Here is a 19,722-nt window from a genome sequence, read left to right as displayed (position 1 = left end):
TCAGCCGCCGCTCTGCATCTTCTGCTGAGCGTCGTCGAGGGACTTCTTCACGTCGGCCGCGCTCACCGTCTTGCCGGTGGCCGCCTTCGCGATCAGGTCCTTCATGGCGTTGCCGACGGTGGTCTCGAACTGCGACTCGTCGGTGATCATCGGCATCGGCGCCGCGGTGTTCGCCAGTACGTCGACGAACATCTTGTTCTCGGGGTCTGGAAGGCCGGATCCTTGGCCGCCTCGGCGGTGACCGGCAGGGCCTGGTACGCCTTGTCCAGGATCACCTGCTCCTTGGCGCTGGTCATGAACTTGATGAACTTCATCGCGCCGGTCTCGTTGCCGCCCTTGAACGCGGCGATGTTGATACCGGCCACGTGCGAGTTGATCTTCTTGCCGCCGGCCGGCAGCGGGGTCAGCACCGGGATCGGCGCGACCGCGTAGTCCGACGTCTTCATGCCGTTGGCCTGGATGGTGGTACCGGTGTTGTTCTGGCCGAGCAGCATGGCCGCCTTGCCACCGGTGAAGTCACTCACCGCGTCCATGGTCGTGGTGTGCTCGGCCGACGCCGGCGTGGCGACCTTGTCCTTGCTGATCAGGTCGATGTACTGCTGGACCGCCTTGACGTTCTGCGGCGTGTTGAAGGTCGGCTTGTCCGACTTGTCGAAGAACGTGCCGCCCTGCTGCTGGCCGAAGATGAACGCGAAGTGCGCGTTCTCCGTGTAGCTCGCGCCGGCCAGGGTGATTCCGTACTGCTTGCCGCCCGGCTTGGTCAGCTTCTTCGCGTCGCTGACGAGCTCCTGCCAGCTGGCCGGCGGATTCTTGATGCCCGCGTCGGCGAACATCTTCTTGTTGTAGAACAACCCGTAGCTCAGCCCGTACAGCGGGACCGAGGTGGGCGTCTTGCCGGCCGCACCGGTCGAGCTCATGCTGGTGGCGAGGAACTTGTCCTGGCCGCCGATCTTGTCCATGTGCGACTTGTCGAAGTCGACGAACGCCCCGGTCGCCTGCAGGGAGGCCGACCAGGTGTTGCCGATGTTGACCACGTCCGGCCCCTGGCCGGAGGTCGTCGCGGTGGTGATCTTGTTGAGCAGGTCGTTCCAGCCGATGACCTGCAGCTTGACCTTGATGCCGGTCTGCTTGGTGAACTTCTTCAACTCCGGGCCCAGCACATCCTTGTCGTTCTGGATGCTGGAACCCTGGTTGCTTGCCCAGTAGGTGATGGTCTTCGAGTCCGAGCCGCTGTCGGACGAGCCGCAGGCCGTCAGCCCGCCGGCCCCGGCGACGAGCGCCGCCGACAGGGCCACCACCCCAAGAATCCGTTTACGCACGATCGACTCCTTCGCACCGCGCTGCCACGCGGCGTCCGTGCCGCTCGCCGGTCCGTCCGGCATACGACATGAACCGGTTCAGGTGTCGCTGATGTTAACCCACTCGAGCCGATTTCTGAACCGGTTCACCTGGACGATACGTCGCGGTGACCGGGTGGTGACAGGAGTGGTACCCAGGGTCTGCCGTGAGGTCCCCCACGGCCCGCGGAGCCGCCACCAGATCCCGCCCACGCGCACTTCGAACCGAGCCTAGGCGGACCTGCTCACGCCGACCGGCGCGGTGGAGTCACGCACCCGCAGCTGCCGCGGGCCGAGCCAGACGTCCTCGGCGGTACCGGTCGCCAGCCGGGCCAGCAGCAGCCGGGCCGCGGCGCCCGCCTCCGCGGAGACGTCGTGCTCGAACGCGGTGACCGCCGGCCGGACCAGCTCGCACAGCGGCGAGTCGTCCCAGGCCAGCACCGCAAGATCGGCCGGAATCCGGACACCGGCACTGGTCAGCTCGCTGACCGCGGCCACCGCCATCACGTCGTTGTCGAAGATGATCGCGGTCGGCGGGTCCGGCTGGGCCAGCAGCCCGCGGGTGGCCACCAGGCCGCCGTGCGCGGTGTAGTCCGCCTCCACCTGCACCTGCTCGGCGCCCAGCAGCGACCGGCAGGCCTCGTCGAAGTACCGGCTGCGCCGCGCCGCGTGCTCCAGCCGCTGCGGGCCGGAGACCCGGGCGATCCGCCGGTGGCCGAGCCCGCTGAGGTGGCCGACCGCGCGCAGCATCGCGTCGTGGTCGTCCACCCTCGTGGACGCGAGGTTCTCGTACCCGCGCTGCGCGCCCATCACCACGCCCGGCGCACCGAGCTCGCGCAGCAGCGCCGGCCGTGGATCGTCGGTACGCATGTCGAGCAGCAGCACGCCGTCCACCCGCCGGCCCACCCACCAGCGGCGATAGGTGTCCAGTTCGGTCGCCTCGTCGCGCACCGTGGTCAGCAGCAGCGCGGTACCGCGACCGGCGAGCGTCTCCTCGATGCCGGCCACCACCCGCATGAAGTACGGCTCGGTGGCGAGCAGTTCGGGGGTGCGGGCGGCGACCAGGCCGACCGCGTCCGCCCGGTCGGAGGACAGCGCCCGGGCGGCACTGGACGGCACCCAGCCCATCTCCTCGGCGATCCCCAGGATCTTCGCCCGGGTCGCCGCGGACACGCCGGGTCGGCCGTTCAATGCGTACGACACGGCACCCTTGGACACCCCGGCAGCGCGGGCGATGTCCAGAATCGTCGGCCGCTTCATCCGCGCCGCCTTCCCTTTTTTGACCGTTCAACTGAACCGGTCAAGTATAGGGCCGCGGAATAATGCCGCGCGCCGCTTCTGCGGTGTGGCGGGCCGCACCTCCGGCCGGCGCCCGGTCGGTTCAGGCAGGGTCCGCGGCCACCCGGAAACCCATGTTCCCGGTCGAGGAGTCCGGCGTGTTGTTGCTGCGCGCGCCCACCCGGTACCGGTTGCAGTAGGAATCGTGGCACAGGTACGAACCGCCCTTGATCACCCGAGTGGTGCCCTCGGCCGGGCCGATCGGGTCGTGGTCGGGCAGCTGCGCCCGGTCCACCGTGAACCAGTCCGCGCACCACTCCCACACGTTGCCGGACACGTTGTAGAGCCCGAACGCGTTGGGGCGAAAGGACTTCACCGGCGCGGTACCGAGGTAGCCGTCCTCCTCGGTGTTGCGCGTCGGGAACGTGCCCTGCCAGACGTTGCACCGGTGCTGGCCGCGGGGCGTCAGCTCCTCGCCCCACGGGAACCGGGCCGCCTCCAGGCCGCCGCGCGCCGCGTACTCCCACTCCGCCTCGGTCGGCAGCCGCACCCCGGCCCAGCCGCAGTACGCCACCGCGTCGTCGTACGAGACGTGCACGACCGGGTGGTTGGAGCGCCGGGACACGTCCGAGCCCGGCCCCTCCGGCGCCTGCCAGCTCGCCCCGGCGATGCCCAGCCACCACGGCGCCGGCCCGGCCACCGGGGTACCGGAGCGACGCAGTGCGGGCGGCACCAGCAGGTGGAACACGAACGACCAGCCGTACCGCTCGGCGTCGGTGCGGAAGCCGGTCTCCCGCACGAACGCGGCGAACTGGGCGTTGGTCACCGTCGTCGCCGAGATGCGGAACGGCGCCACGGTCACCTCGCGGACCGGGCCCTCACCGTCGGCCGGGAACCCGTCCGGATCGTCGGTACCCATCCGGAACGTCCCGCCCGGCAGCGCGACCAGCCCGCCGAAGCGCGGTCGCCCGCTCGCGGCGGCGACCGGCCGCGGTGCCTGCTCGGGGGGCGCGTCCGGCCTGGTCGGAGCGCAGCAGTGGGGTGTCTCGTCGGTGCTCATCGCCGCCATTGTCGCCCCCGCCACGCACCGCGGCACCGCGGCACCCGCTCGCCCGCCTCCGCAGCCACCATGGCACCGCGTGCCAGCCACCGGAGCGCCACCGCGGCACCGGTCAACGGGCCAGCTGCAGCAGGACGATGCCGCCGACCGCGACGCCGGTGACCAGCATCCGCAGCCGGCTGAACCGTTCGGCGAAGAACAGCGCACCGATCAGGCCCGCGAACAGCACCGAGGTCTCCCGCAACGCCGACACCAACGCCAGGCTGCCGAGGCTCTGCGCCCACACCACCGCGCCGTAGGACAGCAGCGACAGCAGCCCGCCGAGCAGCCCGAGCGGGGCGCGCGGCACCAGCCGGGCGGTGAAGCCGGGCCCAGACAGCAGCCGGCACACCACCGGCAGCACCGGACCCTGCAGCGCGAACAGCAGCGACGCGTACCCGAGCGCGTCGCCGGACCCGCGCACGCCGATCCCGTCGACCAGCGTGTACGAGGCGATCACCACGCCGGTGGCGGCGGCCAACCCGAGCCCGTCGCCGCGCCGCGGCCGGCCGCCGACCAGCACCAGCGCTCCCAGCGCGCCGACGATCAGCGCGATCCCGGCCAGCTCGCCCGGCGACAGGTGGGCACCCAGCACGGTCACCGTGACCACGGTGACCAGCAGCGGCGACATGCCCCTGGCCAGCGGGTACACCCGGGCGAACTCGCCGTGCCGGTACGCCGCGGTCAGCAGCAGCAGGTACCCGGCCTGCAGCAGCGCCGAGCCCACCGCGTACGGCAGCGACCGGGCCGCGGGCAGCCCGAACGCCACGATCCCGGCCACCCCGCCGACCAGGTAGCCGAGGCCGATCAGCGCGGACGCCACCAACCGGTCCGGGATCGCCTTCGCCACCGCGTTCCAGCTCGCGTGCAGCACCGCGGAGGCGAGCACCACGGCGAACACCAGCACGCTCACCCGTCCGCCTCGCCGCCGGCATCGGCCGGCCGTACTCCGGCGGCGGACAGTACGAGAGGGTAGATGTCCGCCTGGGTCGGCATGCTCGGCGGCCGGCGCGGTACGCCCGGGCCGGCGGCGATCAGCCAGGCGGCGCGCTCGGCCACCGAGTCGCCACCGTGGCCGCCGCCGTCGCGATGCCCGTGGTCGGTGGCGACCAGGACCGTCCAGTCCTCGCCGGTGGCCGCGGCCCGGGCACGCACCGCGGCGAGGATCCGGCCGGCCCGCCGGTCGGCGGTCTCGATCGCCTGCCGGTACCCGATGGCCACCCCGTCCCGGTGCGCCACCAGATCCGGCGTACCCAGGTGCACGAACGCCGCCGCCGGGGTGCCGGCTTCGGTGCCGGCGGACAGCACGTCGACGGTGGCGGCGACGATCGCCTCGTCGGCCCGGTTCGCGGCGGCCACGTCGTACCGCTCGTCCGGTGCCAGCGGCCGGAAGCCGTGCCCGGCGAAGATCGGCCCGCAGCCGACCGGCCGGACCAGCGGCGCCCAGCCGGCGGCCGCGAACGTGGTCGTGCCGGGTCGTGCGGCGCGGATCCGGCTGAGGAAGTCCGGCCGTACCGGATTCCCCGGCGTCGCGTTGTCCCGCACCCCGTGTACCGGTGCGGGCAGCCCGGTGGCGATCGTGGTCCAGCACGGGCCGGAGATCGTCGGCGAGTCGGCGGCGACCGGTACCGGGACCCGGAAGCCGGCCGTGGCGAGCCGATCCAGTTCCGGGGTCGACGCCGCGCACAGCGCGTCGTGCCGGACACCGTCGATACCGAGGACGAGCACGGGCGACATCGGTCTCCTCCGGGGTAACACGTCTCGCGCATGCGTCCGGCACGGCTGAGCTACGTGAGTTGAACGGACCGCCGGCGCCCGGCTCGCAGGCAGCCAACGCCATTCTGGGAGAGCCGCTACGATCGGTCCAGTCGAAACTTCCTATGGTCGAGATCGGTCTGATCTATGAATCTCCTCCACCTGCGGTCGTTCCACGCGGTGGCGACCGAGGGCAGCTTCGGCCGCGCCGCGCAACGCCTGCACATCAGCCAGCCCACGCTGTCCGAGCAGGTCAGGGCGTTGGAGCGCAGCTACGGTGTGGTGCTGTTCCATCGCACCGGCCGCCGCGTCACGCTGACCGAACTCGGCGCCGTGCTGCACGAGTGCACCGGCCGGCTGTTCGCCACCGCCGACGAGGCCGACCAGATCCTCGACGACGGCGCCCGGCTGCGTACCGGCCGGCTGCGCCTGGGCGCCGACGCGCCGATGCACGTGATGCCGCTGCTCGCCGCGCTGCGCGACCGGTACCCGGGGGTGCGGGTCGCGCTGTCGACCGGCAACTCCGAGCAGGTGCTCGCCGAGCTGGTGGCCGACCGGGTCGACGTGGCGCTCACTGCCGCCGGCGGGCACGATCCGCGGCTGCATGCCGTGCCGGTACGGCGGGACCGGGTCGTCGCGTTCGTCGCGCGCCGGCACCCGCTCGGCGCGCGCACCGAGGTGACGCTGGACGAGCTGGCCGGTACCCAGCTGGTCATCCGGGAAAGCGGCTCGACCACCCGCCGGGTGTTCGAACGGGCCCTTGCCGCCGCCGGCCGGTCGCTCGCCGAGTGGCCGGAGCTGATCGAGGTCGACAGCCGGGAGGCGGTGCACTCCGCGGTCGCCGTCGGCCTCGGCGTCGGGGTGGTCTCGGACGCCGAACTGCCACCCGATCCGCGCCTCGCCGTGCTGGCGCTGCCCGGTCTCGACCTCGACCTGACCCAGTACCTCGCCTGCCGGCGCGACGCGAGCCGGTCCCGGCTGGTCCGGGCCGTCTTCGAACTCGCCGACACGCTGCGCTGACGGCCCGCGGGTGCCGGCACGGCCGGTCGGCCGGCATACCGGCCGGCCCCGGAACGTGCCCGTTCGGGCGGCGCGTGCCGTACCCTCACCGTGACGTCGGACAGTAACTGGTTGATGCGGTTGCTCCCCGCAAGTTCTTCCGTGGCAACCCGTTAGGAACTGCCCGTCGGCGGGTAGGAGACACTGTGTTGTCCGGCGGCTCAGGGAGAATCGGGACATGCTCATGAGGATGGGAATGCTGCGTACCGCAGGGCTGGAGCCTGGGCGATGAGCCGCCCGACGTTCGAGCTGGCCCGCGCCGACCGCGACGAACTCGCCGTGCTCACGGTCTCCGGCGACATCGACGTGGACACCGCGTGGCGGCTGCGCGAGGAGTTGACCACGGCGCTCGCCGAGCGGGACGCCGTGGTCGAGATGTCCGGCGTCGATTTCCTCGACTCCACCGGGCTGGGTGTGCTCGTCGCCGGATACCAGCAGGGTCGTAACTCCGGCCACCGGCTGGCGATCGCCGCCGCCCCGCGCCGGGTGCTGGACATCCTGGAGCTGACCCAGCTGACCACGATCTTCAACCTCTACCCCGACCTGGACGAGGCGATCGAGGCACTGCTCGGCTCGGCCTCCAGCGCCGGCTGACCCATCGCACCCGCCGCCCGCGCTCACCAGCGGGAACCCGGCCTACGCCGGCCGGGAGGACGTGGCACGAATCCGCGATGGCCCGGCTGGTACCCCTCTGGCACTGTTGGCCCCAGCAACGGATCGCGACCGGCGAAACCGTCGCAGCCAACGGCCCCGCGGCAGCGCGGGATCTCGACCTCCCGCGGCACGCGGGTTCTCCATGGAGGGGACCATGAGCGACTTCGACAGCGGCGACAGCTCGGTCGACGTGAACGGCGACGGTCTGGCCGACGACGTGGTCGTCGAGCAGCACACCGACGGCAGCGAGACGATGATCGTCGACACCGACCACGACGGCGTGGCGGACATGGTCATGGTCGACACCGACGGCGACGGCGTCGCCAACGAGGTCTTCTACGACACCAACGGTGATGGCCGGCTCGACACCGAGGTGGTCGACAGCAACGGCGACGGCACCGCCGACACCGTCTACGCCGACCGCGACGGCGACGGCCACATCGACCTGGTGGGGCGCGACACCGACGGCGACGGCAACGTCGACCAGGTCGTCGCGGACCAGAACTACGACGGCACCGCCGACACCTACGCGGTGGACAGCAACGGCGACGGCAACCTCGACCAGGTGGGCGTCGACCGGAACGAGGACGGCAACATCGACGCGGTCGCCACCGACACCGACGGCGACGGCACGCTCGACACCGTGCACTACTCGGACGGCGTGAGCGACCCGGACGACCCGACGCTGAACCCGTTCGCGCGCTGACCCGGTCACCCGCGAGCGGGGACCCGCCGGCCGCCCCGAGGCCCGGCACCGCGGCTGCGGTGCCGGGCCTTCTGCGCTACGCGCACAGGTTCTTCGCCGAATGCACACATCCGGCTGGTTGGCTGGCCGGATGACGCCCCGCGACCTGCTCTACCGCCTGTACGAGCGGCGGCTGTTCGCCGCGCTCGCCCGCACCGACTGCCCGCGGCACGTCGGTCTGATCATGGACGGCAACCGGCGCTGGGCCCGCGCCGCCGGCCTGGCCAGCGTCAGCATGGGCCACCAGGCCGGCGCCGACCACATCGACGACCTGCTCGACTGGTGCACGGAGCTGGGCATCGACCACGTCACCGTGTTCGTCGCGTCCACCGAGAACCTGGCCCGGCGCGACCGGGGCGAGCTCGACTCGCTGATGCGGATGATCGAGCAGCGCGCGACCAACCCGCGGGCCGGGTGGCGGCTGCGGGTGGCGGGCCGGCTGGAACTGCTGCCGGACTCGACCGCGCACGCGCTGAAGCTCGCCGCCGACCAGAGCCCGGAGACCGGGCCGTGCCTGACGATCGCGATCGGGTACGGCGGCCGGCAGGAGCTGGTGGACGCGTTCCGCTCGCTGCTGACCGACGCCGCCGCGGCCGGTACCGGGATGGACGAGCTGGCCGCGACGCTGTCCGCGGACGACATCGCCGCGCACCTCTACACGGCCGACCTGCCCGACCCCGACCTCGTCATCCGTACCAGCGGCGAGCGGCGACTCTCCGGATTCCTGCTGTGGCAGTCCGCCTACTCCGAGCTGTACTTCTGTGACGTCTACTGGCCGGCCTTCCGCCGGGTGGACTTCCTGCGCGCGCTCCGTTCGTACGCGGAGCGGCAGCGCCGCTTCGGTGCGTGACGCTCACGCCGTGCCGCCGCACGACCACGGTGCGGCGCGCGAGTTCCGCTCGTACCAACGGATCCGCAGTCAGTCACCGACGGTCGGTCACCGTGTTGTGGGGATGGTCACCGACCCGGTCGCGACGGCGTTGACCACGTCGCGCCAGCGGCTACGGTAACGGGGTCGTCCGGCCCCCCGCCGCCCCGTCGGGCAGCTCCGGACGGCACCGCCGAGTCGCCGCCAGGCGAGCCGAGGACCCACCCGTACCACGGGGTGAATCCGGGGCCATGGACAGGCCATAGTCCCGGTAGGGCGCTCTTCCCGTCCGAACCCGTCAGCTAACCCGGTAGGCGGTCTGAGGAAGAAGGGCGCAGACCCGCATGGACACTGCACGCCCCCGGTGGGCGTCGCTGCGCGCGATCGGACTGGCCGCGGTCGCGGCCGCCGCGGTGGCCGCCGCATCCCTCGTCGGTACCACGCCGGCACACGGCGCACCGTCGCAGGCCGATCTGGAGCAGCAGATCAAGCAGCAGTCGACCCAGTTCGAGAAGGTCGTCGAGCAGTACAACAAGATCACCGAAGAGCAGAAGAAGACCAAGAAGCGCATCGCCGCGGTCGACAAGAAGCTCAAGCCGCTGTCCGGCAAGGTCGCCACCGCGCAGAAGCAGGTCGACGCGATCGCCGCCGCCGCGTACAAGGGTGGCCCGGCCACCGCCTGGAACGCGGTACTGAACGGCAGCTCCAGCGACACGCTGAACAACATCGCCACGCTCAACCGGCTCAGCGCACAGCAGTCCGACCAGATCCGCTCGCTGATCACCGCGAAGCGCAAGCTCGACGGGCAGCACGAGAAGCTCGCCGCGCTGTACGCCAAGCAGAGCAAGCAGGTCAAGGACCTGAAGAAGAAGAAGGCGTCGATCTCGGCCAAGGTCGACAAGCTCAAGAAGCTGCGCGAGGAGGCGTACGGCAGCGCCACCGAGACGACCGGCACCGGCTCCGGGCAGACCCCGCCGAAGGTGTCCGGTCGCGCCGGCGCGGTCGTCGACTTCGCCTACGCGCAGCTCGGCAAGCCGTACGCGTGGGCCGCGGCCGGGCCCGACTCGTACGACTGCTCCGGGCTCACGCTCGCCGCGTGGGCGAAGGCCGGGGTGAGCCTGCCGCACGTGGCGGCCGACCAGTACAACCAGATCACGCACCTCAGCCGCAGCCAGATCGCCCCCGGTGACCTCGTGTTCTACGAGAATCTCGGGCACGTCGCGATCTACGTCGGCGGCGGCAAGGTGATCCACGCGCCGACGTTCGGCGAGGTGGTCAAGGTGTCGTCGATCGACATGATGCCGGTCTACGGCATCGGTCGCCCCTGATCGCAGTACCGGCACGGCCGGTGCCCCGCCACGGGGCACCGGCCGTTTCGCGTCCACGGGCGGGTCCGGCGCCCCGGTCCGGTTGCCCGGCCAGCGACCAGCGACTGGGTACCGATCGCCGCGGCCAGCGACGAGCGTCCCGGGCGGGTCCGCTGCTCAGGCGAGGACCGCGTCCAGCAGCGGGACCAGCCGGCGGTTGAGCGCGGCCATGGTGGCCCGCACCGTGGCCTGCCGCGGGTCACCGCCGGCGACCGCCGAGCCGACCAGCCGCTCCGCCGTGTCGCCGGCGAGCAGCACCAGCACGACCACCACCACCCGGCACGGACCGGCGGTCACCACGTCGACGTGTTCGACCGCGCAGCGGGCCCGGCCGGCCACCAACACCCCGACCGCGTCGGCCGTCGCCTGCGCCGCCACCCGCAACAGGTACGGGTCGAGCGCCGGGCCGCCGGCCCGGCCGACCGCGCGCACCCCCTCGGCGGTCAGGCACACCTCGACCGCGCACTCCGAGCCGGCGGTGGCGACCTGGATGCGTTCGATCACCGCCCGTGGATCGCCCCCCCGGCCGGGTGCGCGTAGCGCCGGCGTCGCGGCGCCGGCGGCGGTCCGGTCCAGCTCGGCCCGGTCGTCCGGGGCGGCGTCCAGCTCCTCGTCGACATCGGCGACGGTCAGCCTCGCCTCCACCCCGAGCCGGTCGCGCAGCGCGTCCCCGGCGGCGGCGGTGATCTCCTCGGCGTTCACCCCGTCCGCCACGTCCAGCCGCAGCGTGCGGCCGCCGGAGGCGTCGGTGCGCAGGTCGGCACCGCGCACCCCGGGCACGTCCCGTACGGCTGCCAGCACGCTCTCGGCGTCCACCCGGGTCGGGGTGGCCAGCACCGGCGTCTCGGTGGTCGGCGTGTCCGCGCCACCCCGCGCCGCGGCATCACCGGTGGCCGCCCGGGAGCGCCGCCCTCCCGCCCCTGCCGGGCCCGGCGTCGTACGGGTGGGGACGGCGGCCTCGGTGCCCGGTTCGCTGGCGCGGTCCGCGCGTTCCGGCCCGCTCCCGCCGTCGGCGGGCGCACCGAACCGTTCCGGCGCCGGCCCGCCGACGTCCGCTCCACCGGCGGGGGCGCGATCGGCGCCGTGCCGGCCCGGGCGCGACGCTCGTACCGCGTCGATCGCGGACTGCACCCGCGGCGGCACCGTCCACTTCCCGTCCTCGGCCGGCGCCGCATGCCGTCCGAACGGGTCCACCGCCGGCGGCAGCGCGCCGGTGGACGTCGGCCCGGTGTCACCGGCCGGCCCGTACTCCGGCGGCGCGGTCGCACCGGCCGCCGGCGTCGGCCCGCTGGCGGGCGGCGGGAACGGCGAGGTGAACTCCGCCGTCTCCGGCGTCGGCACGTACGGCAGCGCCGAGGTCGAGCCGTCCGGATACGCCGAGGCGTGCGGCTGGTCCCCCGGCCGCTGCGGGTACGGCGGGATCGAGGCGGGCGGTGTCCCCCACACCGCGGCGTCCGGCGCCTCCGGCCCCGGCTGGCCGGGCCCGGGGTGGGCCGCTTCGGGCTGGCGCCCGGCAGCCGCGCCGTTCCCGGACTGCGGGCCGGCCGGGGCGGCGCCGGGCTGGCCGGGCGCACCTGGTTGACCGAACGCGCCTGGTTGGCCGAACGCGCCGGGCTGGCCGAACGCGCCTGGTTGTCCGAACGCGGGGGGCCCGGCCGGCGGTCGCCCGGTCGGCGGTTCGAGCCTCGGCGGCAACGGCCCGAGCCGCACCGGCAGGGCCGGCGCGGGCTCGTCCGGCCCTGCCGGCGCGTGCCGGGTGGTCGGCTCGAAGCCGAACATCGACGATCCGTCGCCCGGCCCGGGGGCGGTGTCCGGGTGCGCGTGCCGGGCCCGCCGGGCCGCCGCCGCGGCGGGCGGCGCCGACCACTGGCCGGACGGCTCGGACGGCCCGGGTGGCGCCGGCGTCTCGGACGGCCCGGGTGGCGCCGACGGCGCGGGTGGCGCGGACCAGTGGCCGGACGGTGCCGGCTGGCCGGGTCGATCCGGCTGGCCCGGTTGATCCGGCTGGCCCGGTTGATCCGGCTGGCCAGGTCGTGCCGGCTGCCCTGGCTGCCCCGGCGCGCCCCATCCGGGCTGCTCGGGCAGCGCCAACCAGTCGTCCGCCGCCTCGGCCGGCGGTGCCGGCCAGCGACTCGACCGATCGACCGGTGCGGCCGGCAGCTCCGGCGGCGCCGCGAACCCGCCCGGCGCGAGCCACTGGCCGTCCTGGACCGGAGCGGACCACTGGCCGGACGGCTCCGGCTCGGCCCACTGACCGGACGGCTCCGGCGCGGGCCACTGACCCGGTCCGGGTGCGGACCGCGGGCCGGACGGCTCGGTCGGCGGCCACGGCCCAGCGGAGGCGGGCGGCACCGGTTCGGTGGGCTCCGGCGAGGCCCACTGCGGGACCGGGCCGGGGGCGCCGAACGCGGCGGGCATCTGCCCGAGGATCGGTGTCTGGGTGGTGTCGTCGCGGCCGTGCCGGCGCCGCGGCCGGGCCGGCGCGGGCGGCTCGGCCGGCGGTTCGGGCTCGGCTCGCTGGTGCCGGCGAGACAGCCGGGCGGTGGACTCGGTGTCCGGCGCCCCCGACGGCTCGGCGGGCACCGGCGGCCACGGACCGATCCGGTAGCCGCGCGAACCGGAGTCGTCCGGCGCCGGCGGATCTGGTCTGGTCGGCTCGTACACCCGCACGCTCCCCACCCGGTTGTCCCGTCCTCGGCCACACCGGCTCGGCCGCACGGGCCGCCGCTGCTCGCCCCGCCCGCGCGGGTCGACCTGCCGGAGCGGGTCGTGCCGTGCCGTGCCCGCCGGTGTCCGCCGATTGTGCCGGATCGGCGAACATTATGCGCCGCTGGCTCGGCGTGGCACAGCGACGGCGGTCGCACCGAAACCACGGCAACGGTACGACTTGGTGCGCGACAGCGGTGGAGTCGCGGCGAGTCCCCTTCGTCCGCCGGCAAGGCGGAGGTACGGGTGCGGACCGGTGTCGCACGCGCTCGTGCCGGCAACGCGGCCGGCAGGCACCTGGGGCGGCGCGGCCCGCAGGCTATCGTGCAGGCCGCCGTTACCCGTCGGTACCGGAAGATCACGTCTGTCCGGCGCCTGACGGCGCACAGCGACTCGTCCGGTACTGCGCGGGTCGGGAGGGGACGCTCCCGGACTCCGTTAGGCTCACAGAGAACAGCCGGCCATGGACCGCACCGCAGCCCCGCGACGTGGCCGGGTCCGCCGCAGCAAAGCGAGGCCACTCATGCGGGCATACGTGTTACCGACCAGGTGCCCCTGTCGGGTGCCCGCGGCATGCCGGGTGTCGGCATGACCGCGCATCCCGGCCCGGCGGCGCGCTCCGGCGCGACCCGGCCGCAGCCGGTCCGGATGCCGCGATCCCAGCGCCGCGCCCAGCTGCTCGCCGCCGCCCAGGAGGTGTTCGTCGCGCAGGGCTACCACGCCGCCGCGATGGATGACATCGCCGAGCGGGCCGGCGTCTCCAAGCCGGTGCTGTACCAGCACTTCCCCGGCAAGCTCGAGCTCTACCTGGCGCTGCTGGACAAGCACTGCGACGCCCTGGTCAGCCGGGTACGCGAGGCGATGGCCGCGACCAGCGACAACAAGGTCAGGGTGGCCGGCGCCATGCAGGCCTACTTCGACTTCGTCGACGGTGAGGGCGAGGCGTACCGGCTGGTCTTCGAGTCCGACCTGCGCAACGACCCGGCGGTGGCCGAACGGGTGGAGCGGGCCGAACGGGGCTGCATCGAGGCGGTGACCGAGACGATCATGGCCGACACCGGGGTCAGTCGGGACCGTGCCGAGCTGCTCGCCGTGGCGCTGACCGGTGCCGCCGAGAACGCCGCCCGGTTCTGGCTCGCGTCGGCCCGCGCGGTGCCCAAGCCGGACGCGATCGCGCTGGTCGCGGCGCTCGCCTGGCGCGGTATCTCGAACTTTCCGCTGGCCGACGGCCGCCCGGACGACTGACCGCCAGGCCGGCCCGGTCGGCCAGGTCGCGGCGGTCCGGGTACTCGCCCGGGACCGGCGGGCGGCCGACACCCGGGACGGCACGCTGATCGCCGCGGTATGCCCGGGGTTGATCGACACCGACGCGTCCCGGCCGTGGTTCGAGGACATGTCCGGCGCGCGGTCGCCGGCCGAGGCGGCGGCCGCACCGCTGCGGCTGGCTCTCGATCCGGTGCGGCCGGAGACGTACGGCGAGCTGGTCCGGTTCGGCAAGGTGCTGGCCTGGCGCTGAGCGTGCACGCCCCAACGCCCGTGTCCCGGTGATCGGTCGGATACGCTTCTGATCGCAGCGTGAAGCGAGCAAGGAGGCGGCCGTGGAGGTCAAGGTCGGTGTGCAATATGCACCGCGGGAGCTCGTGCTGGAGAGCAAGCAGACTCCGGCCGAGGTGGAGCAGGCCGTCACCGAAGCGCTGGCCGGCAAGTCCGGTGTGCTGGCGCTGGAGGACGAGAAGGGCCGGCGGGTGATCGTCCCGGTCGACAAGATCGGTTACGTGGAGATCGCCGAGTCCAGCCCGCGGCCGATCGGTTTCTCCGCCGGCTGAGCCGGCGGCACCGAGGGGCCGTCGACGGTCGCGTTCGCGACCGTCGACGGCCCCTCGGTCGTTCTGGCACCGGCTCGAAAACACCACGGTCGCCGCCGGCCCGGGCCTCGCGGAGGACCGGCCGGGCCGGGCCGGCGGCGACCTCGCAGCGGGCCGGCCTCCGGCGGCTCAGTTGTTGAGGCCGAGGCTGGTCATCCGGTCGGTGTGCGCCGCGGTCAGCCGCTTGATCAGGTCCATCACCCCGGCGATGTCACCCGACCCGTGCAGCACCAGCATGGTCAACTCGTCGCGTTCGGCGGCGACGTGCTGGGCCTGGCTGAGCGCCTCGCCCATCAACCGCCGCGCCCACAGCGCCAGCCGGTTGGCCACCTTCGGGTCGGCCGCGATCGCGGCCCGGATCTCGGCCGAGGCGAAGTCCTCGTACCGGGTGTCGTGCAGCACGTCGAGCACCAGCTCGCGGTCGCGCGGCGCGAGCACCCGGGCCACCTCGCGGTAGAAGTCGTCCGCGATGCCGTCCCCCACGTACGCCTTGACCAGCCCTTCCAGCCAGTCGCGTGGCTGGGTGGAGTCGTGGTACGCGTCCAGCGGCCCGGCGAACGGGGCCATTGCACCGTCCGGGTCGGCACCCAGCTCGGTGAGCCGGTCGGCGAGCCGCTGGTAGTTGCCGATCTCGACCGCGGCCATCGCCGAGTGCATGGCCCGTCGTCGCAGGTCAGGGGCCATGCGGGCGTCTGCCGCGATCCGGTCGAACGCCACCAGCGTGCCGTACGCCAGCACGCCGAGCAGCGCGACCACCGCCTCGGTCGGCGGCACGTACCCGTCGTCGGTCACCGGCCCGTCCTGCGTGTCCTCTGCCACCCCGCCAGCCTCCTCCACGCCCCCGGCCGATCTGCTCGCGCCCCGGGGCGAACCGGCGCGCGTGTCGACGGCAGGTTACCGCCCGGGACGCCGGACGGCCGCCGCCCGGTCACCGCCGGTTCGGCAGATCATCCGATCAGCACGTACCATGGCGCGTGAGGTGGGGACAACGGACCCACACAGAAGACGCCACGGATACCCGCGACGCCGCCCCGCACGCCGGAGCACCAGCCATGGTGGCACCGGCGCCGGGTCTGGCCCCCCGGCCGCAGCGCCGAGCGCACGCCGAGTCTTTCGGCGTGGCGGCGAGGGTCGGTGGTTGATTGTGGCCGACGCATCGGTCGGCCGCGGCGCGCCGCGAAGGCCGCGCCGTCAGCGCCGTGGCGGGAGAGGGACACACACTGCAGACACACACCGAGAGCGACCCGCGTCCGGACCGGGACGAGGCCGCCGGCGACACGCCGGGCGCGGCCCCCGCGGACGCCGTCGCCGCCCCGGCCGGGTCGCTCGACTACCCCAACAATTCAGACGATTCCCCCGCCGAGACGGTGCACGAGCTCGCCGCGAGCGCGCCGGTCCGGCCCGACAGCCCCACCTTCCGCGCGCTGGGCGTGCGGGACGAGACGGTGCAGGCGCTGGCGAACGTCGGCATCGAGCACGCGTTCGCCATCCAGCAGGACGCGATCCCGATCGCGTTGCGCGGCTCCGACGTGATCGGCCAGGCACCGACCGGCACCGGCAAGACGCTCGGGTTCGGGGTGCCGATCCTGCAGCGCATCGTCGGGCCCGCCGAGGGCGCCGACGGCCGGCCGCAGGCCCTCGTCGTACTCCCGACCCGCGAGCTCGGCCTGCAGGTCGCCCGGGACATCGAGACCGCGGGCAAGCTGCGCGGCATCCGGGTGCTGCCGGTCTACGGCGGCCGGGCGTACGAGCCGCAGATCGAGGCGCTGGCCACCGGCGTCGACGTGGTCGTCGGCACCCCGGGACGGCTGCTCGACCTGGCGAAGTCCAAGCACCTGGTGTTCACCGGGATCAAGATCCTGGTGCTCGACGAGGCCGACCGGATGCTCGACCTGGGTTTCCAGGAGGACATCGAGAAGCTGGTCAAGATGCTGCCGACGAAGCGGCAGACGATGCTGTTCTCGGCCACCATGCCGGACCCGATCGTCGCCCTGTCGCGCAACTACCTGCACCGGCCGATCACCATCCACGCCACGCACACCGCCGAGACCGGACCCAACCCGCTCACCGAGCAGTACGTGTACCGCACCCACTCGCTGAACAAGGCGGAGGTCGTGGCGCGCATCCTGCAGGCGCGCGGCCGTGGGCTGACGATGGTGTTCTGCCGCACCAAGCGGGCCGCCCAGAAGCTCGCCGACGACCTCGACTTCCGCGGGTACGCGGCCGCCGCGGTGCACGGTGACCTCGGGCAGGGCGCGCGCGAGCAGGCGCTGCGGGCGTTTCGTACCGGCAAGATCGACGTGCTGGTGGCCACCGACGTCGCGGCCCGCGGGCTGGACGTGACCGGCGTCACGCACGTGATCAACTACGACTGCCCGGAGGACCCGGACACCTACACCCACCGCATCGGCCGTACCGGCCGCGCCGGCGCGCACGGCGTCGCGGTGACGTTCGTGGACTGGGAGGATCTGCCCCGCTGGAAGCTGATCCACAAGGCGCTGGGCGCCGGGGTGGCCGATCCGCCGGAGACCTACCACACCTCCGAGCACCTCTACGCCGACCTGGACATCCCGGCCGGCGCGCCCGGCACGCTGGCTCCCGAGCAGCGCACCCGGGCCGGCCTCGCGGCCGAGGAGGAAGAGGACATCGAGCCGCACCGCCGCCCGGCGGCGGGTCGCCGGCGGTCCGCCGGCGGCGCTCGCCGCGGCCGGGGTCGCGGCGAGCGCCCGGACGCCCCGGCGCGTACCGACGGGCCCGGTCATCGGGCCGAGCCGGCCGCCGAGGCGACCGGTGGCCGCCGGCGGCGCCGTCGGCGCCTGGACGACGGAACGGTGGCCGAGCGCGCCGCCGACACCGGCACGCCGGCCGAGCCGGCCGGCCCGGCGGACACCGCGACGACGGCAGAGGGCGGTTCGGCCGCCCGCCGCAACCGGCGGCGTCGCCGCCGGCCGGCGCAGGCGCGCGGCGGCAACGCCGACCCGTCGATCGATCCCGGCACCGACTGATGCCGGTACGCCCGCGCTCGCTGTGGCGCGGGCGCCCGGTCGACACCGGCGCACGCTGTGGCGGGCGCCCGGTCGGCCCCGGCGCTCCCTGTCGCGCGGGCGCCCGGCGCTCGCCGTGGCGCGGGCGGCCGGTCGGCACCCGGTTGGTAGCGTCGATGCCGTGACGAACGCGGACCGCGCCGACGACGCGTACTGGCGGCGGCCACCGAACGGTGCCGCCGCGCCACGGCGCGAGCCGGCCGCCGCGCCGGAGCCCCGGTACGAACCGCCGCCGCCGAGCACGCCGCCGCCGCCGGGGTGGCGCCCGCAGGAGGTGGTGCCGACGGCGCCGCCGCGGGAGATGCCGGTGCAGCAGCACGCCGCGCTCGACGAGGAGGAGCGCGCCGCGCGCACCATCACCTACGGCGTGGGCCTGGTCGCCGGCGCCGTCGTACTGGTGCTGATCATCGTGGTGTGCGCCCGGCTGGTGGGCTGAGGTCAGCTCAGGTCGACCGCCACGGCGAGGCACTCACTGCCCCAGCCACTCGGTGCGTGCGGCGCATACTTGCACGCCACCAGGCGGCGGGCCCGGTTCGCCTCGTCCGGGTCGTCGATGATGCGGCCCTTCCCGGACCGGGTGTAGCGGCCGATGCGAAGCTCCGCGTCGGGGTCACGGGCGATGTTGCGGACCCACTCGGGCCGGTCCCCGCTCGACGAGAGCAGGTACACGGTGTCGTGATAGGCCGCGAACCACAGCTCGACGGTCTGCGAGCGCCCCTCACCGCGACCATGCGTGGTCAGGAAGACATACGGTGCGGTCGCCAGATCGCCGTGCGCAAGATCCGTCAGCATGTCGCATCGTGCCCTTCGTCCGAGGGCTCTCGGCACCGCCGAGGGCTCGCTACCACCGTCGACACAGCCCAAGTTACCTCCCGAAACGCCCCGCATCAGGTCAGCGCGACGCCGCGCGGCCGGTTTTTACGGACGCCTAACCGCAAACCATCCAACACCGAGCGTCACCGTACGGGTGATGTTGCGTTCGGTGGGGATCCAGCCCGGCGTGGTGGGCCACGCACGGCTCGGGGGCCGGACCGGCGCCCGGCACGACCGTGGCACGCTGGCCCGGTGGACGTAGCGAAGTCGGTCGATGGCTCGACGCCCGTCGACCTCGGCCTGTTCGGGCCCGGCAGCGTCAGCTGGCGGGTGCACGGCAACCTGCTGCTCGCCGTCGGCGGGCTGCGCGCGCTGTTCCTGCAGGCGTTGCACCCGCGGGCGATGGCCGGCGTCGCGCAGAACTCCGACTTCCGGACCGACCCGTGGGGGCGGCTGTACCGCACCGGGGACTACGTCGCGACCGTGACCTTCGGTACCAGCGACGAGGCGCGCCGGGCCGGCGCGAAGGTGCGCGGCATCCATCGGCGGCTGCGCGGGCACGACCCGTACTCCGGGGCGGAGTTCCGGGTCGACGAGCCGGAGCTGCTGCGCTGGACGCACGTCTGCGAGGTCGAGTCGTTCGTGTCCACCGCCCGGCGCGGCGGCGTCCGGCTCACCGACGCCGACGTCGACCGGTACTACACCGAGCAGTTGCGCGCCGCCGAGCTGGTCGGACTGGACCCCGGCACCGTGCCGGCCTCCGCGGCCGAGATCGCCGAGTACTACGCGGCGATGCAGCCGCGGCTGGCCCTCACTCGGGACGCGGCGGCCGCGGCCGCGTTCCTGTTCTGGCCGACGATGCCGCGCGGCCTCGGGTACACGCCGGCCCGCGGCGGCTGGATGGGGATCGCCGCGGTCGCGTTCGGGCTGCTGCCCGGCTGGGCCCGGCGCCGCTACGGCGGGCTCGGCCTGCCGGTTGGCGACGTCGGCGCGAGCCTCGCCGCCCGGTCGCTGCGGCTCGCGGCCGGCGCGCTGCCCGAGCGGTACCGGCACTCCCCCCGGGTCCGCGACGGCCTGCAGCGCGCCCGGCTCGCCGGCCACGACCCGCGGCTCTGACTCGCCGCCCTCGCCG

General features: G+C 73.9%; 20 protein-coding genes and 1 riboswitch. Of the genes, 11 read left to right on the top strand and 9 right to left on the bottom strand.

Features of this window, described 5'->3' with window-relative positions; genetic code table 11:
- The 6 genes from Asera_RS15810 to Asera_RS15785 form a co-directional block, all read right to left on the bottom strand.
- The gene (locus Asera_RS15810) at positions 1–156 is read right to left on the bottom strand and encodes a hypothetical protein (protein WP_212804607.1); all 156 of its coding nucleotides are present in this window, start codon (positions 154–156) and stop codon (positions 1–3) included.
- Positions 147–1,319 (bottom strand): ABC transporter substrate-binding protein, encoded by a 1,173-nt coding sequence (locus Asera_RS15805; protein WP_212804604.1) that lies wholly within the window; start codon positions 1,317–1,319, stop codon positions 147–149. Before Asera_RS15805 ends, Asera_RS15810 begins: the two co-directional genes overlap by 10 nt.
- Positions 1,320–1,568: 249 nt before the next feature.
- On the bottom strand, positions 1,569–2,597 hold the full coding sequence (locus tag Asera_RS15800; RefSeq protein ID WP_030448734.1) for a LacI family DNA-binding transcriptional regulator: 1,029 nt from the start codon (positions 2,595–2,597) through the stop codon (positions 1,569–1,571).
- A gap of 121 nt (positions 2,598–2,718) precedes the next feature.
- The gene (locus Asera_RS15795; protein ID WP_030448733.1) at positions 2,719–3,675 is read right to left on the bottom strand and encodes a formylglycine-generating enzyme family protein; all 957 of its coding nucleotides are present in this window, start codon (positions 3,673–3,675) and stop codon (positions 2,719–2,721) included.
- A 112-nt stretch (positions 3,676–3,787) separates the two neighbouring features.
- Entirely contained in the window at positions 3,788–4,627 is an 840-nt protein-coding gene (locus Asera_RS15790; protein WP_030448732.1) for an EamA family transporter, read from the bottom strand.
- The gene (locus Asera_RS15785) at positions 4,624–5,451 is read right to left on the bottom strand and encodes an alkaline phosphatase family protein (protein WP_084132493.1); all 828 of its coding nucleotides are present in this window, start codon (positions 5,449–5,451) and stop codon (positions 4,624–4,626) included. Before Asera_RS15785 ends, Asera_RS15790 begins: the two co-directional genes overlap by 4 nt.
- Before the next feature lie 165 nt (positions 5,452–5,616).
- On the opposite strand from Asera_RS15785, the gene Asera_RS15780 reads away from it, so the two are divergent.
- From Asera_RS15780 to Asera_RS15760, 5 genes are all read left to right on the top strand, one after another.
- A complete protein-coding gene (locus Asera_RS15780) occupies positions 5,617–6,489 on the top strand; it encodes a LysR substrate-binding domain-containing protein (RefSeq protein ID WP_030448730.1) in 873 nt (290 codons plus the stop codon).
- Between the two features lie 267 nt (positions 6,490–6,756).
- A complete protein-coding gene (locus Asera_RS15775) occupies positions 6,757–7,122 on the top strand; it encodes an STAS domain-containing protein (protein ID WP_030448729.1) in 366 nt (121 codons plus the stop codon).
- Positions 7,123–7,336: 214 nt separating this feature from the next.
- Positions 7,337–7,888: a hypothetical protein gene (locus Asera_RS15770; protein WP_157035094.1), complete on the top strand. Its 552-nt coding sequence runs from the start codon at positions 7,337–7,339 to the stop codon at positions 7,886–7,888.
- Positions 7,889–8,018: 130 nt separating this feature from the next.
- Positions 8,019–8,777, top strand: a complete 759-nt coding sequence (gene uppS / locus Asera_RS15765; protein WP_030448727.1) for a polyprenyl diphosphate synthase — start codon at positions 8,019–8,021, stop codon at positions 8,775–8,777.
- A gap of 199 nt (positions 8,778–8,976) precedes the next feature.
- Positions 8,977–9,127, top strand: a riboswitch (cyclic di-AMP (ydaO/yuaA leader).
- A 12-nt stretch (positions 9,128–9,139) separates the two neighbouring features.
- Positions 9,140–10,123, top strand: coding sequence for a C40 family peptidase (locus tag Asera_RS15760; RefSeq protein WP_030448726.1), 984 nt, complete (start codon positions 9,140–9,142; stop codon positions 10,121–10,123).
- Positions 10,124–10,279: 156 nt separating this feature from the next.
- Here Asera_RS15760 and Asera_RS15755 read toward each other — a convergent pair whose 3' ends face one another.
- Positions 10,280–12,832, bottom strand: a complete 2,553-nt coding sequence (locus tag Asera_RS15755; protein WP_051802793.1) for a hypothetical protein — start codon at positions 12,830–12,832, stop codon at positions 10,280–10,282.
- Between the two features lie 624 nt (positions 12,833–13,456).
- Between Asera_RS15755 and Asera_RS15750 the strand changes: the two genes are divergently transcribed.
- From Asera_RS15750 to Asera_RS15740, 3 genes are all read left to right on the top strand, one after another.
- Positions 13,457–14,113 (top strand): TetR/AcrR family transcriptional regulator, encoded by a 657-nt coding sequence (locus Asera_RS15750; protein ID WP_030448724.1) that lies wholly within the window; start codon positions 13,457–13,459, stop codon positions 14,111–14,113.
- Between the two features lie 109 nt (positions 14,114–14,222).
- Positions 14,223–14,384, top strand: a complete 162-nt coding sequence (locus tag Asera_RS15745; RefSeq protein WP_157035093.1) for a hypothetical protein — start codon at positions 14,223–14,225, stop codon at positions 14,382–14,384.
- A gap of 82 nt (positions 14,385–14,466) precedes the next feature.
- Positions 14,467–14,694 (top strand): DUF3107 domain-containing protein, encoded by a 228-nt coding sequence (locus Asera_RS15740; protein WP_030448723.1) that lies wholly within the window; start codon positions 14,467–14,469, stop codon positions 14,692–14,694.
- 168 nt (positions 14,695–14,862) lie between these two features.
- Here the strand turns inward: Asera_RS15740 and Asera_RS15735 are convergent, their stop codons facing one another.
- The gene (locus Asera_RS15735; RefSeq protein ID WP_244843903.1) at positions 14,863–15,552 is read right to left on the bottom strand and encodes a ferritin-like fold-containing protein; all 690 of its coding nucleotides are present in this window, start codon (positions 15,550–15,552) and stop codon (positions 14,863–14,865) included.
- A 548-nt stretch (positions 15,553–16,100) separates the two neighbouring features.
- Between Asera_RS15735 and Asera_RS15730 the strand changes: the two genes are divergently transcribed.
- Positions 16,101–17,738 carry a DEAD/DEAH box helicase gene (locus Asera_RS15730; protein WP_035298158.1) on the top strand — a complete coding sequence of 546 codons (1,638 nt, stop codon included), beginning with the start codon at positions 16,101–16,103 and terminating at the stop codon, positions 17,736–17,738.
- A 160-nt stretch (positions 17,739–17,898) separates the two neighbouring features.
- The gene (locus tag Asera_RS15725; RefSeq protein WP_030448720.1) at positions 17,899–18,213 is read left to right on the top strand and encodes a hypothetical protein; all 315 of its coding nucleotides are present in this window, start codon (positions 17,899–17,901) and stop codon (positions 18,211–18,213) included.
- Positions 18,214–18,215: 2 nt separating this feature from the next.
- On the opposite strand, the gene Asera_RS15720 is transcribed toward Asera_RS15725, so the two are convergent.
- Entirely contained in the window at positions 18,216–18,569 is a 354-nt protein-coding gene (locus tag Asera_RS15720; RefSeq protein ID WP_030448719.1) for a nitroreductase/quinone reductase family protein, read from the bottom strand.
- Between the two features lie 273 nt (positions 18,570–18,842).
- On the opposite strand from Asera_RS15720, the gene Asera_RS15715 reads away from it, so the two are divergent.
- Positions 18,843–19,706: an oxygenase MpaB family protein gene (locus Asera_RS15715; RefSeq protein ID WP_051802792.1), complete on the top strand. Its 864-nt coding sequence runs from the start codon at positions 18,843–18,845 to the stop codon at positions 19,704–19,706.
- Positions 19,707–19,722 lie beyond the last annotated feature (16 nt).

Source organism: Actinocatenispora sera (genome assembly GCF_018324685.1).
GTDB classification, from domain to species: domain Bacteria; phylum Actinomycetota; class Actinomycetes; order Mycobacteriales; family Micromonosporaceae; genus Actinocatenispora; species Actinocatenispora sera.
This window is presented reverse-complemented; position numbering and strand designations above follow the sequence as displayed.